Origin of the sequence: Mesobacillus subterraneus (assembly GCF_020524355.2) — a bacterium.
In the GTDB taxonomy this organism is placed as follows: Bacteria; Bacillota; Bacilli; order Bacillales; family Cytobacillaceae; genus Mesobacillus; species Mesobacillus subterraneus_C.
This window is the reverse complement of sequence record NZ_CP129019.1, coordinates 246,265-263,435: the sequence shown is the minus strand read 5'-3', so window position 1 is coordinate 263,435 and position 17,171 is coordinate 246,265. Positions and strand designations below refer to the sequence as shown.

Below are 17,171 nucleotides of genomic sequence, written 5' to 3'. Positions count from 1 at the left end.
AGTGGAAAAGCAATATTAAGATCATGAACCCCACCAACCCATGGTGGCAGGATTATCTGATTGACCAGCAGCGCATGGTTTATGAGGCCCTCCCCTTCGATGGCTGGCATATTGACCAGTTAGGTGATCGCGGCGAAGTCTTTAATGAGTGGGGAGACCAACTATCGATCGATGAGAGCTTTGCTCCTTTTTTAAAAAAGATCAAAGACAGCTTTCCCGAAAAACAGATTGTCATGAATGCCGTGAACCAGTATGGACAAACTTCGATTTCACAGGCATCACCAGCCTTCTTATATACGGAAGTCTGGGATGAATTTAGATATTTCAATGACCTGAAAAAAATCCTGGATGAAAACACATCTCTTTCAGGCGGAAAAAGCTCAGTTCTTGCTGCTTATATGAATTACCAGCATTCCAACGAGCCAGGTGAATTCAATGAACCTGGGATATTGCTCGCGAATTCGGTTATTTTTGCGAATGGAGGCGCCCATCTGGAGCTTGGAGAACATATGCTGTCCAAAGAATATTTTCCTCATAACCAGTTACAGCTTCCAGCTAATTTAGAAGAGAAACTGATTTCTTACTACGATTTCCTGACAGGATATGAAAATTTGTTAAGAGATTCCGTAACTGAATCAGGTGTTTCATTGAAATCTAAAGATGGATTGCCTTTATCCGTTGATGCAGCAAAGCAGAATGAACTTTGGGTCATTGCGAAAAAAAAAGAGGATAAAAAAATTCTTCATTTTATTAATTTCCTTCATGCCAATTCAATGGAATGGCGGGATCCAAACGGCGAACAGGCAAAACCGGAAACGCAGAAAAACCTACCCTTTGTAATGACAGATGCTAAAAAAGCAGAGAAAATCTGGATGGCTTCACCGGATGTCAAAGGCGGGAAACCCATTTCCATTCCTTTTAGACAAAATCGGGATAAAATCATTTTCACTCTGCCGTCGCTCACTTATTGGGATATGGTGGTCATTGAATATGAATGAAATGAAAAGAGGCTGCAGCGTGCAGCCTCTTTTTTTCCATTCACTTATACTCTTTTAAACGGCCACCAGTTTGCTTCACCGAAGTTCTTCACCAAAACCGGGATGAACAGCGGCAGCATGATGAAGGCATATAAGAACAATCCTACCAGGAGAATCGAAGCGATTTGCAGCAAGGACATCATTCCCGATGGCATCATCGCCGCAAATGTTCCTCCAAGGATGATCGCTGCAGAAATGATAACAGTTCCCATCTTTTTCATCGAAAGAAGCATAGCTTCTGAGATTGATAGATGCTTATATTCATTGAAACGGTCCATCAAGAAGATGCTGTAGTCGACGCCAAGGGCAACAAGTATGACAAACGCAAAGAACGGTACTGCCCAGCTGATGCCTGAGTAACCAAGGATATCAACATAGATAACCTCGTTGACAGCCATTGCCGTATAATACGTTAAAATCAGTGAGCCGATCATGTAGATTGGCATGATGATCGAACGGAAAAGGAATACCAGGATGATTCCAATCCCCAGCAGCATCAAGATGACTGTACGGGAGTAATCCTGTCCGGACATCGTATCAAGATCTGCATTCGTGCTCGTGATGCCGCCGATTGCCACATCTGCGTTTTCAAGCTTCGTTCCTTTCGTCGCACGCTCGACGGCTGCCTCAATTTCAGCTACCTGAGCCATTGCTTGATTTGAATAAGGATTCGCTTCAAAAATAACATCCATTGTCATGACTTTACGGTCTTTTGACATATAGACATCGAAAACCTGAGTGAAGTCTTCACTCTCTAGAACATCTGCCGGCAAGTAAAAGCTATCGGAATCCGATTGAGCCAGCCCATCCAAATATTCCTGCGCAGAGCCAAGACCTTCAGATACCTGGTTCAAACCATCAGTACTCTGACTAAGACCATCTGTAAGCTGGTTCAATTGTCCACCAAGACCTCCAAACCCTGCAAGCAACTGCTGTTGTCCGGCGGTGATTCCTGTCAGACCATTCGTCAGTTTAGGGAAATTGTCGACAATCTGTCCCTGTCCGTCAGCGAGATGATTCAATCCAGCCTGCTGCTGCTCAATCCCGTCGATGAGCTGCTGAAGACCAGGACCGAAGCCAGCTTGCTGTGCAAGGGCTTCAGCAAAAGCTTTATTAGCTTGTGCCATTCCTCCTGTCAGCTTGGGCAGTTCCTCATTTAGTTGACTAAGACCTGCTGATGCTTTGGACAGTTCACCTTCAAGATAGCTAACCTCGCCTTTGATTTTTTGATAGTTTTGGTCTGCGTTTAACGTATCATCTCTTTTTTCTAAATAGCCAAACAGCTGGCCATGCGCCTGGAGGATTCCTCCAGATAGGCTGGCTATTCCATCTCCTGCCTGCTTGTAGCCATCTTCTAGCTGCTCAAGACCAGTTTGCATCACAACATAGTTAGCCTGAAGCTGTTTATACCCGGCAAGCAATTCCTCTGCTCTCGCCTGAGCTTCCTCCAATCCGGCCTTAATCTGGCCAGCGCCAGCAGACCCTTGGCGGATGCCGCTCTTGATAGTCGACAGATTGGTCTGGATCTCACCAAGACCTGACTTAATTTCCGTCGTTCCACTGATTAACTGGTTGATGCCATCTGCTGCACCTTCCAATTCCGGAGCTGATTTGGACAGCTCTGCTTCCGCATCCTGCAGGCCTTCACTGATTTTATCCAGACCTTCTTTTCCTTCTCCCAGGCCTGAACCGAGTGTTTCTGCCTGCTTCGAAACAAAGAAGTCCTCGATTGGTTCACCAGTTGGTCTTGTGACCGAACGAACTGTATCAACCAGATCGACCTTTTCCAGTTCAGAACTGATTTTCTCTGCCAGCTCGACGTATTCAGCTGAATCCATTCTTTCGTCATTTTTCAGGATAACCTGTGTCGGCATCGATTCACCAGGTCCGAAGCTGTCAGCAATGGCGTTAAAAGCCTTGATTGAGTTTACATCGCCACTGATTTCATCCAATGAGTTATAGCTTAGCTCCCCATCGTAGGCAAACAGGAACGGCACGCAAACCGCGGCTACAATCAGGAGACTCAGGAATGGGCGGGCCAGTGAGAAGCTCCCGACTGTTCCCCATAACTTGCTTTCGCCATGCTCTGCGCTCTGTTTTGAAGGCCAGAAGATTTTCGGACCCAGGATCGCCATGAAGAACGGGACAATGGTGAATAGTCCAAGCAGCAGCATCGCGACGCCAATCGCTACAGCAGCCGCAGATTGATAGAGGATGAATTGTGAGAAACCAATTGCAGCAAAACCGATCATAACCGCTACACCGCTGAAAAATACTGTACGGCCTGCGTTCTTGTATGTCGTGATGATTGCCGCCGGTACGCTTTCATTATGTGCCAGCTCTTCCTTGAATCGACTGAGCAGCAAAATACAGTAATCCGTACCGATTCCGAACAAAACCGCCACAAGGAAAATCTGCGTGTAGTTCGAAAGCGGGAAATCGAATTGATCAACAAGCATCGCTACGATTGATTGTGAAACAAGGTAAGACATCCCTACCGTCAATAATGGAATGATGGGAGCGATGACAGACCTGAACACAAGCAGCAGCACAACAAGGATAAAGACAACTGTAATTCCTTCTGTCTTCTTCAACCCTTCCTCAGAACTGTTCATCAAATCCTCATTGATTAGCCATTGACTTGTATAATAGTGGTCAACATTAACATCCTCAATTGTTTCATAGAGCAGCTTGCTGACCTGTGCTGGTTCGCGGTCATTCCAGTTGACCGTGACTGAGGTCAATATTGATTTTCCATCGTCGGAGACAAGCTGAGCCTTCAGACTTTCTTCATTGAAATGTGTCAGGATTTCGGTGATCCCGATTTCTTCACTATTTTCTTCAAGTTCACGAATTGCTTTCTCCGCTTCTTTGATTTCTTCCTGTGTCAATGTCTTTTCACTATGGAAAACAAGCGCGACCTGGGTATCATCCCCTCCACCTTCTTGTTTCCTTACGTCATCCATTATTTTGCCGGCCAATGTTGACGAATACTCATCAGGAACAGTAATCTGCCCTTTTTCCCTTACAAGCTCAGCCATGTTTGGTGCAGTCATGAACAGGCCTGCAGCAACCAAAATCCAGGAGATGATAACAAACCATTTCTGTTTAATTATGAATTTCACGTTTATTCCACCCTGCTCTTTCTATCTGTTAAAATTTCATTCAGTTTGTCGTACGTCTCAAGGAACTGGACGATCTCATCCTGATCGAACTTTTCAATAAAGGATCCCACCAAAGCCTGGATCCGCTCCTCTGTTTTTTGGAAAAGTTCATTTCCCTTCTCAGTTAAAGCCAGATAAACTAAACGCCGATCATTTTCGTCCCGCGTTCTCTGAATTAGCCCTTTTTCCCACAGCCGGGTAATAATCGCTGTGATCGCACTCTTTTTGACATCGAACACTTCCGCCAGTTCGGAGGAAGTACAGGTGCCCACCTTGTTGATATACCGCAATGTATAATGCTGGTCATTCGTCAGGTCTGTTCCTATTTCTTCTTTGATCATTCCTTCGGCAATCTTGTTGACCGAGAAAGTAACATGGATATAATGGTCCACTAAATCTTTGATCGATTTATCACACATGTTTATATATTCACCCCGTCTAAAACTTATTCCACCGTTTAACTGTTCAACTGTTTAACTATTAACCTTTTTAACTTTAATCCTGAGCAAATCCTATGTCAATAGAAAAACAAAAAGACTGCCTAAGTTTATTAGGCAGCCCAGATATTTAAAAGGTGTTATATATATTCGCACATTCTTCACCCGTGGGTTCATAAAAGCAGTGACGCTTAAATCGGCCAACATGCGGCTGATTGTACCATGTCGGCGGACAATCCCCTGACGGCCGGAAATACCACAGGCTGAATTTTGCCGGCCAAACCCTCTCCCCTTTAAGCGCTCGCCTTGCGAGTCTTTTCTCAGACTCTCTAGCACGCTGATAAAAATAACCCTTTTGAGTTGCTTCAAAAGCATGTTCCTGATAAATCATCTGCGGAACAGTCCTTAACCCCTTAAAATCAGAACAATTCCCACGTATCCGGTTAATCCCTACATTTCCCACCATCAGCATTCCCTGTTGCCCTTCACCCTCAGCCTCTGCTCTCAATAATCGCGCCAGCAGATCAACATCAGCCTCCGTATGCTTTACTACTGCCATGGCATAACCTCCACCATCGGATTCTCAATATATAGTTGAATAACCCCTCTGTTTCCGGGCTACACTCCTTCACTTCTAATCCTATTATTCAAGAGCTTGGGCTATACGGATTTCTTATTGTTTTGCTTAACGGATTCCGCTTGGGCTGTATAAGATGGTAGCAGGATGAAAGTGGAGATGATCATGGATAGAAAACAGAAAGAACTTTTCGGTGCGTGGGTTCAAGCCTCAGGAACCACACTCGCAGCAATCGGAAGCACACCTCTGAAAAATTTTTCAGAAAGCCAGCTGACCAGCCTTAACCTGTGGGGAAATGAACTCCAGGCATTAGGCAATGCATTGATCGCAGATAGCGAAGAACGTTTTACGCTGGAGAAAATCGGGAACCAGATCCAGTCGGCAGGAAATATTACCGTGATTGCGGGCATTATTCTTCCTTTGGATGATGTAACGGGACAGGAGCTGGATATCAAAGGCAATTTGATGCAAGCAGTAGGAGGCACCGCAGCCCTCAAAGATACTTTAACAGAGGAACGTTCAGTTGAGTCCCTTTACAATATATATGGAGGCTTGCTTCAAATCATTGGGAATTCCATGCATGCCATCGCAGGTATCATCGTGTTACAGGGCCGGGAAGGCGGAAACATCAATACCTCCGGAAGCTGGATTCAGGCTGCCGGCTCCGTGATCCAGGCGATAGGAACCACTAAGGATTACTCGGATGAATATGGTTAAAATGCTGCAATATTCTTGTTTCCTTCCAATCAGCACAGGACTCGTTCAAGGTCCCAGGCTGTGAACGAAGCGAAAAGAATGGCTGGATAGGCTGACACGCTCACTTACATTCATGATGATGACGGGAAGATTGAAGACCATTACAGCAGCTGATTTCCCACACCACAATAAAAGCCCTGCATTGCTGCAAGGCTTTTTACTATGCTGTTTTCGTTTTGAGTGTTGTTAAGTCAGGATAAAAGCCCTTTTGTAGTCGGTATATGTGTACAAGCTCTTTTTCAAAATAAATCTTTAATTTTGTGAAGAAATATAGATCATTCAATACTATTTTGTTGTCAATAGCAACAAAGTATGAGAAAGAACCTTTTACAATTAGGCTTTTAAAACATCGTGATCGACATAACGCTCCCCGTTCAGCTCACTGATGACGTTGATGGCAACCTTCGCGCCATCGCCAGCTGTGATGATTGTGTGCATGCTTACGCCTGCGCAAGTGCCTGCAGCCCAAACGCCTTCAACATTTGTTTTACCGGCAGCATCGACGTTGAAAATTGTCTTGATTCTTGGCTCTGTGCCGTCTTTTGTTTCAAGACCTGATGCCTCGGCTACATCCGTCATCATGCCTGACGCGATGATGACATGCTTGGCTTCATACTCGCCGTTTTCAGTTACCAATTTAACGCCGCTGCCTGTTTTGCTGACAGAAATGACTGTCGTTTCAACGAACTCAGCACCGAATTTCTTCGCTTGTTTAATTCCTGTTTCAACTAAGTCAGGTCCAGAGATTTCAGGAGCACCATAGTGGTTCTCCATCCAGGCACGCTTCGTTACACTTTTATTGTTTTCCAGCACGATTGTTTTCTTGCCAGCCTTCGCTGCGAAAATCGCTGCGCTTCCGCCTGCAGGGACTGCTCCGATAATGGCTACTTCATACATATGACAATTCCTCCTTTAAATTTTGTCCTACATTTATGATAGCAAAAAAATCCTTCTGTTTACTAATAGTTTGAAACTATAACTTTTTTTAAAAACAGCGGTTTGGTATTTAAACAAGTTTAATAGTGTCGATATATACTATATTAGACTAATTAACTAAAGGAGTATACGATCCATGGAGATATCCCTATACGAAAAAATGAGTTCCAAAATCCTTACCTATGCTTTAATCGGTTTATTGGTATCCTGTATTCCAATCATCCTGATTCTCGCCCTGTTCAAACTTGTGACCTGGAATGATTTTTTCGCCCTGAGCTTGATTACACCCATCTTAATTGGCGTTCTATACTTCATTTATAAGAAAACCCATTCAGGACTTAGAGGGAAGTACTATATTTCCGCAATTTCCTTTTTCATTGCCTTCGTTTTCTTATGGTTCATCCCTACAAAAGAAATTTGGGGTGCCCTGCTTTTATATATGGCCCTTTCCTTGATCTATCTTGAGGCTAAAGTCATCTTGCTTGCAACCGCTTATGCGATTGCGGTCAATACTATCTATCTCTTCATCCATCCTTATTATCAGAGCCTGAGTTTGCTAGACATCATTGTGACCTACATCATCATTCTCATGATTGGCATCGTCTCCTATTTCATTACCCTGATGGGGAGGAAGATGCTTGAAGATGTGGAGAAAAATGAAGCCATCGTGACGGACTTACTTTTGGAAATCTCCACTTCCATCGAGGCAATAGAGCGATTTGGTAAAAATTTATACAAGAATGTAGAACACACCACCGATATATCAAATGAGATTTCGTTTGGGTATTCGGAAATTGCCAAGGGTGTTGAAATGCAGGCGGCAGGAGTACAGGATATTAACGAGAAGGTATTTGGTACCAATGAGTTCATTCTCGGTGTAGCGGAAAATGCGAAGGTGTTAAAAGAATTATCGATTTCAACATCGGATGTCACTCTTCAAGGGAATGAAAAGATGCACAAGCTACAGGAAGACCTCGGGATCGTCTCTGAAATTCAGGCAGAGAGTGTAAACTCCATTCAGCTGCTTGAAGAGAAAACAGGCAAAATCAATGAGATATTGAATGCCATTCACGGAATTGCACAACAGACAAATCTATTGGCCTTGAATGCCTCCATTGAAGCCGCCCGTGCTGGAGAACATGGAAAAAGCTTTGCAGTAGTAGCTTCTGAGATTCGAAAGCTCGCAGGAAGTGCCGGATCCTCAGCAAAGGAAATTTCCTTGATCACAGAGGACATCCAAAGCCAGACACATCAAGTTTCCTTACAGATTCAAAAAGGAAATCAGGCGATTGACCAAAGCCAAAAAGCGGCAGATTCATCAAAAGAATTTTTCCATTCCATCACAGACAATATGAACGATGTTCTTGGCAAGGCGACAGATATTCAATCCATGCTGAGCAAGCTTGAAAAGAACTCAACAGACATCGGTCATGAACTCGGCAACATCTCGAATATCACCGAAGAATCAAGCGCCTCCATTGAACAAATGAGCGCGTCACTCAGTGTCCAGACCCAACAAATCGAAGCAATCAGCACGAGCTTTAAGAACCTTGAACAAATGATTGACACTTTACAAAGACTCGCCAATAAGAATGAGAATGAGTAGACAGGACTGCTGACAAAAAGGAATACAGAACTATTCCTTTTTGTTAGGTTTATTGGTGTCCTCTTTTCCGCCATTCCATGATATTAGGACACCCATACTGCTTATGGGCGTCCTCTTTTTTGTATGTCCAAGATTTCGTGGCTGATTCTTACAGTCAAATGAGTTTCCGATATGTGAGAATACTCTGAGTATGGTAAAGTAAGGATATATAAATCAAGAAATGTTTTCTTTTTAAAAGGAGGCTGGTTATGAGGGATTTTTTTAAACCTGGCACAGAAGATGTTTTTCAGCTTTTTTCCAGTGTCCACCTTTATACGCTGGCTGCATTCCTGTTAGTCATGATTGTCCTCTTCTTTTTTCGTAAACCATTAAGAAATGCACGTATCTATTCTTTTGTACGGATCAGCTTGTTTCTTGTGCTCATTGTCTCGGAACTAAGCCTGCAGGCCTGGCTCTGGTGGAGCAGCCATTGGGGCTATCAGTATTCACTACCTCTGCATTTGAGCAGTATCTCTCTCATTCTCTCAGCCATATTGCTTTTGACTCAACGGTATGCATTGTTTGAATTCACCTATTTTGTCGGCGTCGGCAGTGCCCTCCAGGCGATGATTACGCCGGACATCAGCCTGTATACCTTTCCACACTACCGCTATATCCATTTCTTCATTTCACATGGCGGAACGGTAATCGCCAACCTGTTCATGGTGTTTGTCGCAGGATACAGGCCGACCGGAAAGTCCATCTGGAAAGCATTTCTCTGGCTGAACGCCTATACACTCATCGTCTTCATCGTCAACTTTTTGATAGAAGGAAACTATATGTACATCTCCGAAAAGCCCGTCAATCCCTCACTGATCGACTATCTCGGACCATGGCCGTGGTATATTATTTCCTTAGAAGCCATTGCGCTAGTGACTTTCTTTATTTTGTATGTACCGTTCTGGTTTTCCGATCGAGTTAAAAGAGAGCAGGAGAGGAATTGAAAATCCATGGTAAGTTCAGAGATGTTCTCTGGGCTTTTCTTTATTCTTCCTAAAAAATTGCATTATCGTTTTCATCGAATTTATTAAAGTATATAATTGACTAAGAACACTTGTTCTTTTTTCGAGGAGGTGGAAAATGGAGATATGGGAAGCATATGGGAAGCAAGTTATATTGCAGGTGTTATTGATGGGGAAGGAAGTATAACGTTAACAAGAATGCATGAAAAAGAACATCGTCGCCCAATACTTACAATTGCTTCTACGGATAAAGAACTTTTAATCTATATTCAGTCTTTGACTGGAGGGATCATTACTAGTAAAAGGAATTATAAACCAGGAGTACATAGAGACTCTTACACATTGAACATAAAGAATTAAGTTGAAGTCCTGGCGACTCTTCAATGTATTCATCCTTTTTTAAGAATTGAAAGAAAAAAACGCAGAGCATTGTGGATTCTTGAGAGATATGAGTTAGTTACTCCAAGCAACGGCATGTATAGACCTGAAATGTTAAAAGCTAAAATAGAATTTGAAGACTTTTTCTTTAAGATCTAATTAATCTTTGGTCATAAGTTACTCTCTCTTACAATAAAAAAAGCATAAGCCTGCCATTTGGCAAACTTATGCTTAAGGTCACAAAAATAAAAATCCACCAACATATGTATTGGTGGAGACGGTGGGACGTGCTATTCCATGCTTTCGACATGGCACTGACTATATCTTGAACCTGTTTGTACAGGTCCTCCGGCGTATTATGCGAGATGTAATTTTACCCGGACTCCCGGATAGATCACGCATCCTAGTACTGCCAAGTTGGCAGCCTATAAGTCGATACATGGCTGTTGGATTGCTCCACATACCACTCGGCATTGCCCTATCGCTATTCGCGACTTAGGTTTCACCGATAAAGCCGGATTTTCACTTGCGTGTTGCCACACAAGGCGACTAATAACTAATCGAACCCACGTCCAAAGATATTGGCACTTAAGCTTCTACGAGTGTAGTCGGCATATTGGCATTTCGCTGGTCCTTTTGCCTACCGACAGGCGGCCGGCCAGCTAGCCTGGTTGTTCTCTTCCTTCATCCTCAGGCGGTGGAATCCGGCGTAGCCCACTTAGAGTGAGTCCGCTACCCTACCACATGGGCGATGGAGGGGCGAACCGCTATGCAGTATTAAGCTGCGAAAGCGAAGTTGTTGTTTTCTTTGCCAGTTATAGGCGTTGACGTTTTAACGAGGCCGATCCCCTCGACTCGCCACCTAAGCTCAAACTACCCCTGTCGAATCCGTAACGTCCCCATATAAAAGGTTGCTGTATCCATGATACAGACGTTAGGAGAACTCGGTTAAGCCGAGCATTAAGTTATGTTGTCACTCGTGGTGACAGTTATTATTATAACACACTGAGTACTTTTTTCAACTGGTACACTCTTCCTCAGCTGACAAGCTTATATTTTCTGGCGTTCGCGGAATGCACGCTCGATATCGCGGCCTGCTTCCTTCTTCTTCAGCGTCTCGCGCTTGTCATAGTTCTTTTTACCCTTACCCAGGCCGATTAAAACCTTCGCATAACCGTTCTTCAGATAAATCTTCAACGGCACAAGCGCATATCCTGCTTCCTTCGTTTCACCAATCAGCTGAGCGATCTGGCGTTTGTGAAGCAAAAGCTTCCTTGTACGCAGCGGATCATGGTTATACCGGTTACCCTGTTCATATGGGCTGATGTGCAGGTTATATAGAAATAGTTCTCCGTTATGCACTTTCGCATATGAATCCTTCAACTGGACGCGACCGTTGCGGATCGATTTAATCTCTGTTCCTTGAAGGACGACTCCGGCTTCATAAGTTTCTTCGATGAAATAGTCGTGGTTCGCTTTTTTATTTTGCGCGACGACCTTTCCCTCTCCTTTTGGCATAAAAACTTCCCCCTTCTATTGTTTATCATTTTAGCAAAAATGACCTTCTGCCACAATGATAAGCAAAATGACTGTACCGTTTGGACAACAGAGAGCCCCTAATCAGGAGCTCTCAAAGAGTTGCCTATTTTCTCTTTTTTGATTTTCGCTTTGCGGACGGAGCGTTCTCAAAGAACTTTTTCTTCTTGTTCTTTGGTTTTGGACCGGAGCCTGAACCGGAGCCATTTCTGCCTCCTCCTGATCCTCTTCCACCGCCAGAACCTCTGCCGCCTCGCTTGCCTTCTTCTTCTTTTCCGCGGCGCGGCTTTTTGTCGCTGCTGCCGGTCTTGAAGATCTTTGGCTGGGACGGACGCTCACGTCTTGGCGTGCCCTTCATGCCGACGATTTCAAAATCAATGGAGCGCTCATCTTTGTTCACCTTGATGACTCGGACAGTAATTTCATCACCGATTCGGAACACATTGCCTGTTCGCTCGCCGATCATTGCCAGATGGCGTTCATCATAGCGGTAATAATCATCAGTCATGTAGCTTACATGTACCAGGCCTTCGATAGTATTAGGAAGCTCGACGAACATCCCAAAGTTCGTGACCGAACTGATGATGCCATCGTATTCCGTACCGACCTTATCTTCCATGTATTCCGCTTTCTTCAGCTCATCCGTTTCACGTTCCGCTTCAACCGCACGGCGCTCCATGTTGGATGAGTGCTCGGCGATATCCGGCAGCATTGCATTCCATTTTTCCTTCGTTGCCTGGTCAAGCTTGCCCTCGATCAAGTAGGTCCTGATCAAGCGGTGGACAATCAAGTCCGGGTAACGGCGGATTGGTGATGTAAAGTGCGTGTAGAACTCTGTTGAAAGCCCGAAGTGTCCAAGGCTTTCTGGATAGTATTTCGCCTGCTGCATCGAACGGAGCATGACCGTTGAAACGACCATTTCCTCCGGCTTGCCTTGTACTTCTTCAATGATTTCCTGCAAAGCTCTTGGGTGTACTCCATTTGCGGAACCTCTGACAAGGTATCCGAAGTTTGTAATGAAATCAAAGAATTTTCTCAGCTTATCCTCTTTTGGATCTTCGTGAATACGGTAGATGAATGGCACGTCAAGCCAGTGGAAATGCTCAGCTACCGTTTCGTTCGCTGCGAGCATGAATTCTTCGATCAGCTTTTCAGCGACAGAACGTTCGCGCAAAACGACCTCCGTTGGGTGGTCTTCTTCATCAACCAGTACCTTTGATTCTTTGAAATCAAAATCGATGGCGCCTCTTTCCATCCTTTTTCTACGAAGGATAGCGGCAAGCTCTTCCATCATCTCGAACATCGGAACAAGAGAATCATAACGTGAGCGCGTTTCTTCGTCTTGATCAACAAGAATCCTGTTCACATCGAAGTACGTCATTCGCTCAGTCGTCTTGATGACACTTTGATAGATTTCATGATCTACGACCTGGCCTTCAGGAGAAATCTCCATATTACACGATAGCGTCAGCCGGTCGACTTTCGGATTCAATGAGCAAATACCGTTTGATAATCTGTGCGGAATCATCGGGATCACTCGGTCAACGAGGTACACACTTGTTGCACGTTCTTCTGCTTCGCGGTCAATCGGTGAATCCTCGGTTACATAGTACGTAACATCGGCGATATGGACACCAAGTTTATAGTTGCCGTTTTCAAGCCTTGTAACCTGGACAGCATCATCAAGGTCCTTGGCATCGGCGCCATCAATCGTGACGATGACTTCATCACGCAGGTCGCGGCGGTTTGCGATCTCACTCTCATTGATCTGGTCCGGAGCTTCATTCGCCTGCTTGAGAACCTCATCAGGGAACTCCATCGGCAGTCCGTGCTTGTGAATGACGGACAGGATATCGACGCCAGGATCATTTTTATGACCAAGGATCGCGGTAACCTCTCCCTCAGCACTTTTCCGACCCTCAGGATAGCTCGTCAGTTTTACGACGACCTTATGCCCTTCGACAGCACCCATCCCAGCCTCTTTCGGAATGAATATGTCACTTGTGAACTTTTTATCATCTGGAATGACAAAACCGAAATGCTTGCTTTCGGTGTATGTACCGACGATTTGTGAAACGCCACGTTCGAGAATGCGCACGATTGTTCCTTCGCGGCGCTGACCTGAACTGTCCGAAGAGACTCGTACAAGGACTGTGTCACCGTTCATTGCATTGCTCGTTTCATTCGGCGGGATGAAGATGTCGTCCATGTCCTGTTCTTCCGTGATAATAAATGCAAAGCCTTTGGCATGAGCACTGTAGCGTCCGCGTACGAGATTCATTTTTTCAGGAAGTCCGTACCTGTCACTTCGAGTCCTGACGACTAGCCCCTTTTCCTCCATAACCACTAACGCCTTAACAAAATCCTTGAATGTCGAGGAATCCTCGATCCCAAAGGCGCTTTCCAGTTCTTGAACTGTAAGAGGCTTGTAAGCTTCATCCTTCATATAATGCAATAGCCTGTCTATATGGCCTTTAATATTCTCATCCATTAATAAATCCCTCCTTTATTGGGCTATTTCCGTGATCTTGCCGCTCTTGGTGCAAAAACAACACAATAAATTTTCATATATTTTTATTCTTTCCAATTTAATGACTCAAGAAACTCGTAAACATCTTCATGCAGCTGATCACGTTCTTTATCGAGTGTGATGACATGCCCTGATTCCTCATACCACTTCAACTTTTTATGTTCAGACTCGATATTGTCATGGATGATATTCGCACTGTCAGGATCGATGATGATATCATGTCGCGCCTGGACAACAAACGTCGGGGTATAAATCAGGTCGATGCTTCCGCGGACTTCCTTGATGAGTTCCTGGAGGTCTTTCAGCGTAGCCATCGATTTTTGTTCGAGGTCCTTTACCTCCGCCTCGATTTGCTCTTCAGGCTTGCCTTCCATCCTCTTATATTCGCGCGCATACTCGAGCACACCGCGGTACATTAACTCTTCGGTCTTAAGGTGCATCGGTGCGCACATTGGCACGATTCCTTTTAGCGGCTTGGTGTATCCAAGCTTCAAGGACAGGATACCTCCCAGCGACAAACCAGCTACCGCTATTTCCTCGTAGCCTTCGCTCTTAAGGAAATCATAGCCATCAAGCGCATCCTGCCACCAATCCTCAGGACCAGTATGTATCAGTTCTTCAGGAGGTACACCATGTCCTTTAAAAACAGGCGCATGGCATGTATATCCTTTTCCTTCTAAAAATCGGCCCATCATCCTGACATCCGCAGAATTGCCGGTAAATCCATGCAGCAGCAATACCGCTCTTTTTCCAGCTTTAAATGTAAAAGGTCTTGGCACTAACTTTCTCATTTTCCTACTCCCTCTATCAGATATCTTACTTAGTTTTAACAAACATGCTTGTAACATTCAATTAAAAGCCTTTATATATGTAAATACCCAGATCCACCAGAAATATGTGAGGATTTTGCTTGTGTAAACACAATAAAACCCAGCCTCTATTGAAGCCGGGTCATTGTGTATTATAGTTCGAAATAAGTAACGGCAATAGTCAAAACAAAGAATAAAACAGACAACACGATCGTTACACGGTGCAAGACAAGGTCAAGGCCTCTTGCCTTTTGCTTACCGAACAGTTGCTCAGCGCCGCCGGAAATCGCACCGGACAGACCAGCACTCTTGCCTGATTGAAGAAGAACAACTCCAATAAGCCCAAGGCTGACAATCACTAAAAGAACAGTTAATAAAGTATGCATGACGTACCTCCCGATAAAACTGCTAACAGTACTTTAAATTTATCACATTTTCAAGAATGAAACAATACTTGTCTGAATTGTTGAGGATTAAATAGGGACATTTCATGTATGATAGGGGTAATTTAGTTTCTTTTCTCACAATCTCTGTCCGATCCAATCTGGATGACGGACACTTTCTTCGCTTTTGTCGCTATTTCTGTCCGTCATAAACTTGATGACGGACACTTTCTTCCCTTTTGCCGCTATTTCTGTCCGTCATAGACTTGATGACGGACACTTTTTTCCCTTTTGCCGCTATTTCTGTCCGTCATAGCCTCGATGACGGACACTTTCTTCCCTTTTGTCGCTATTTCTGTCCGTCATAAACTTGATGACGGACACTTTCTTTCCTTTTGCCGCTATTTCTGTCCGTCATAGACTTGATGACGGACACTTTCTTCCCTTTTTTCGCTATTTCTGTCCGTCATAGACTTGATGACGGACACTTTCTTTCCTTTTCCACTATTTTCTGTCCGTCATAGTCTCGATGACGGACACTTTCTTCCCTTTTGTCGCTATTTCTGTCCGTCATAAACTTGATGACGGACACTTTCTTTCCTTTTCCACTATTTTCTGTCCGTCATAGTCTCATATAACGTTAACTTGGCATTCGATAAAAAACGCCGGCAGCATCGTCATGCTACCGGCGTCCTATTTTTCGGAGCGTTGATCCGCAGTTATTACTTCTTAAGGTTGTAGAAAGATTTGATTCCGTTGAAGCGAGCTGTTTCGCCAAGCTGATCTTCAATGCGAAGAAGCTGGTTGTACTTCGCTACGCGGTCTGTACGTGAAGGTGCACCAGTCTTGATCTGGTCAGCGTTTGTTGCAACAGCGATGTCGGCGATTGTTGAATCTTCTGTTTCACCAGAGCGGTGAGAGATAACAGCTGTGTAGCCTGCGCGCTGTGCCATTTCGATCGCGTCGAAAGTTTCAGTCAAAGTACCGATTTGGTTCACTTTGATCAGGATTGAGTTGCCAACGCCTTGCTCGATCCCTTGGGAAAGCTTCTTCGTGTTTGTAACGAACAAGTCGTCACCAACAAGCTGAACTTTTCCGCCAAGGCGCTCAGTCAATAGCTTGTGGCCTTCCCAGTCGTTTTCATCTAAGCCATCTTCGATTGAGATGATTGGGTATTTAGAAGCCATTTCTTCGTACCAGTCAACCATTTCAGCAGAAGTTTTCACAACACCTTCACCAGACAGGTGGTACTTGCCGTCTTCTTTGTTGAAGAACTCAGAAGATGCAGCGTCCATAGCTAGCATGATTTGCTCGCCTGGCTTGTAGCCTGCTTTTTCAATAGCCGTTACGATTGTTTGAAGTGCTTCTTCGTTTGAACCAAGGTTTGGAGCGAATCCGCCTTCGTCACCTACGGCTGTGTTCAAGCCTTTTTCTTTTAATACTGACTTCAGGCTGTGGAAGATTTCCGCACCCATGCGAAGTGCTTCACGGAAGTTTTCAGCGCCAACAGGCATTACCATGAATTCCTGGATGTCTACGTTGTTGTCAGCGTGCTCGCCGCCGTTCACGATGTTCATCATTGGAACTGGAAGCTGCTTGGAGTTGAATCCGCCAAGGTATTGGTATAAAGGAAGGTCAAGGTAGTCTGCAGCAGCGTGTGCAACAGCCATGGAAACGCCAAGGATTGCGTTAGCGCCAAGCTTGCCTTTATTTTCAGTTCCATCTAATTCGATTAGCGCCATGTCGATTCCGTTCTGGTCAAGAACGTTGAACTCTTCGCCAATTAGGAATGGAGCGATGATTTCGTTTACGTTTTCAACTGCTTTTAAAACACCTTTGCCAAGGTAGCGGCCTTTGTCGCCGTCACGAAGTTCAACTGCTTCGTATTCACCTGTTGAAGCACCACTTGGAACTAGTGCACGTCCGAATGCGCCTGATTCTGTGAAAACTTCTACCTCAACTGTTGGGTTACCGCGTGAATCTAGTACTTCGCGTGCATATACGTCTGTAATGAATGGCAT

At 44.6% G+C, this 17,171-nt stretch carries 14 protein-coding genes and 1 other RNA gene; 5 read left to right on the top strand and 10 right to left on the bottom strand.

The features are described 5' to 3' along the window. The first annotated feature begins 23 nt into the window (after positions 1–23). Positions 24–998: a glycoside hydrolase family 66 protein gene (locus tag LC048_RS01200; RefSeq protein ID WP_371931974.1), complete on the top strand. Its 975-nt coding sequence runs from the start codon at positions 24–26 to the stop codon at positions 996–998. Between the two features lie 44 nt (positions 999–1,042). On the opposite strand, the gene LC048_RS01195 is transcribed toward LC048_RS01200, so the two are convergent. From LC048_RS01195 to LC048_RS01185, 3 genes are all read right to left on the bottom strand, one after another. Then, on the bottom strand, positions 1,043–4,162 hold the full coding sequence (locus LC048_RS01195) for an MMPL family transporter (protein ID WP_226601694.1): 3,120 nt from the start codon (positions 4,160–4,162) through the stop codon (positions 1,043–1,045). 2 nt (positions 4,163–4,164) lie between these two features. Further along, positions 4,165–4,620: a MarR family winged helix-turn-helix transcriptional regulator gene (locus LC048_RS01190; protein WP_226601693.1), complete on the bottom strand. Its 456-nt coding sequence runs from the start codon at positions 4,618–4,620 to the stop codon at positions 4,165–4,167. Between the two features lie 148 nt (positions 4,621–4,768). Next, the gene (locus LC048_RS01185; RefSeq protein WP_226601692.1) at positions 4,769–5,197 is read right to left on the bottom strand and encodes a cell wall hydrolase; all 429 of its coding nucleotides are present in this window, start codon (positions 5,195–5,197) and stop codon (positions 4,769–4,771) included. A 183-nt stretch (positions 5,198–5,380) separates the two neighbouring features. Here LC048_RS01185 and LC048_RS01180 point away from each other — a divergent pair, with 183 nt between their 5' ends. After that, entirely contained in the window at positions 5,381–5,932 is a 552-nt protein-coding gene (locus LC048_RS01180) for a DUF6944 family repetitive protein (RefSeq protein WP_306049214.1), read from the top strand. 372 nt (positions 5,933–6,304) lie between these two features. On the opposite strand, the gene LC048_RS01175 is transcribed toward LC048_RS01180, so the two are convergent. Continuing rightward, positions 6,305–6,868, bottom strand: a complete 564-nt coding sequence (locus LC048_RS01175) for an FAD-dependent oxidoreductase (RefSeq protein WP_306049212.1) — start codon at positions 6,866–6,868, stop codon at positions 6,305–6,307. 175 nt (positions 6,869–7,043) lie between these two features. On the opposite strand from LC048_RS01175, the gene LC048_RS01170 reads away from it, so the two are divergent. From LC048_RS01170 to LC048_RS01160, 3 genes are all read left to right on the top strand, one after another. After that, a complete protein-coding gene (locus LC048_RS01170; RefSeq protein ID WP_226601689.1) occupies positions 7,044–8,513 on the top strand; it encodes a methyl-accepting chemotaxis protein in 1,470 nt (489 codons plus the stop codon). Positions 8,514–8,761: 248 nt separating this feature from the next. After that, positions 8,762–9,496 carry a YwaF family protein gene (locus tag LC048_RS01165; protein WP_306049211.1) on the top strand — a complete coding sequence of 245 codons (735 nt, stop codon included), beginning with the start codon at positions 8,762–8,764 and terminating at the stop codon, positions 9,494–9,496. A gap of 144 nt (positions 9,497–9,640) precedes the next feature. After that, the gene (locus tag LC048_RS01160) at positions 9,641–9,874 is read left to right on the top strand and encodes an LAGLIDADG family homing endonuclease (RefSeq protein ID WP_226601687.1); all 234 of its coding nucleotides are present in this window, start codon (positions 9,641–9,643) and stop codon (positions 9,872–9,874) included. A 575-nt stretch (positions 9,875–10,449) separates the two neighbouring features. Here the strand turns inward: LC048_RS01160 and ssrA are convergent. From ssrA to eno, 6 genes are all read right to left on the bottom strand, one after another. Then, positions 10,450–10,785: a transfer-messenger RNA gene (gene ssrA / locus LC048_RS01155) on the bottom strand. A 157-nt stretch (positions 10,786–10,942) separates the two neighbouring features. Then, positions 10,943–11,410: an SsrA-binding protein SmpB gene (smpB, locus tag LC048_RS01150; protein ID WP_226601686.1), complete on the bottom strand. Its 468-nt coding sequence runs from the start codon at positions 11,408–11,410 to the stop codon at positions 10,943–10,945. A gap of 124 nt (positions 11,411–11,534) precedes the next feature. Further along, entirely contained in the window at positions 11,535–13,919 is a 2,385-nt protein-coding gene (rnr, locus tag LC048_RS01145; RefSeq protein ID WP_306049209.1) for a ribonuclease R, read from the bottom strand. A gap of 83 nt (positions 13,920–14,002) precedes the next feature. Continuing rightward, entirely contained in the window at positions 14,003–14,749 is a 747-nt protein-coding gene (locus tag LC048_RS01140; protein ID WP_226601684.1) for an alpha/beta hydrolase, read from the bottom strand. A 170-nt stretch (positions 14,750–14,919) separates the two neighbouring features. After that, a complete protein-coding gene (gene secG / locus LC048_RS01135; protein WP_214907258.1) occupies positions 14,920–15,153 on the bottom strand; it encodes a preprotein translocase subunit SecG in 234 nt (77 codons plus the stop codon). Positions 15,154–15,872: 719 nt separating this feature from the next. Further along, complete coding sequence (eno, locus tag LC048_RS01130) at positions 15,873–17,171, bottom strand: phosphopyruvate hydratase (protein WP_306049206.1); 1,299 nt, start codon at positions 17,169–17,171, stop codon at positions 15,873–15,875.

Excerpts from the sequence above, each read along its gene's own strand:
- LC048_RS01200 (WP_371931974.1), top strand. The coding sequence starts at position 24 with ATGAACCCCACCAACCCATGGTGGCAGGATTATCTGATTGACCAGCAG.
- LC048_RS01190 (WP_226601693.1), bottom strand. The coding sequence starts at position 4,620 with ATGTGTGATAAATCGATCAAAGATTTAGTGGACCATTATATCCATGTT.
- LC048_RS01185 (WP_226601692.1), bottom strand. The coding sequence starts at position 5,197 with ATGGCAGTAGTAAAGCATACGGAGGCTGATGTTGATCTGCTGGCGCGA.
- LC048_RS01180 (WP_306049214.1), top strand. The coding sequence starts at position 5,381 with ATGGATAGAAAACAGAAAGAACTTTTCGGTGCGTGGGTTCAAGCCTCA.
- LC048_RS01175 (WP_306049212.1), bottom strand. The coding sequence starts at position 6,868 with ATGTATGAAGTAGCCATTATCGGAGCAGTCCCTGCAGGCGGAAGCGCA.
- LC048_RS01170 (WP_226601689.1), top strand. The coding sequence starts at position 7,044 with ATGGAGATATCCCTATACGAAAAAATGAGTTCCAAAATCCTTACCTAT.
- LC048_RS01165 (WP_306049211.1), top strand. The coding sequence starts at position 8,762 with ATGAGGGATTTTTTTAAACCTGGCACAGAAGATGTTTTTCAGCTTTTT.
- LC048_RS01160 (WP_226601687.1), top strand. The coding sequence starts at position 9,641 with ATGGGAAGCATATGGGAAGCAAGTTATATTGCAGGTGTTATTGATGGG.
- smpB (WP_226601686.1), bottom strand. The coding sequence starts at position 11,410 with ATGCCAAAAGGAGAGGGAAAGGTCGTCGCGCAAAATAAAAAAGCGAAC.
- rnr (WP_306049209.1), bottom strand. The coding sequence starts at position 13,919 with ATGGATGAGAATATTAAAGGCCATATAGACAGGCTATTGCATTATATG.
- LC048_RS01140 (WP_226601684.1), bottom strand. The coding sequence starts at position 14,749 with ATGAGAAAGTTAGTGCCAAGACCTTTTACATTTAAAGCTGGAAAAAGA.
- secG (WP_214907258.1), bottom strand. The coding sequence starts at position 15,153 with ATGCATACTTTATTAACTGTTCTTTTAGTGATTGTCAGCCTTGGGCTT.
- eno (WP_306049206.1), bottom strand. The coding sequence starts at position 17,171 with ATGCCATTCATTACAGACGTATATGCACGCGAAGTACTAGATTCACGC.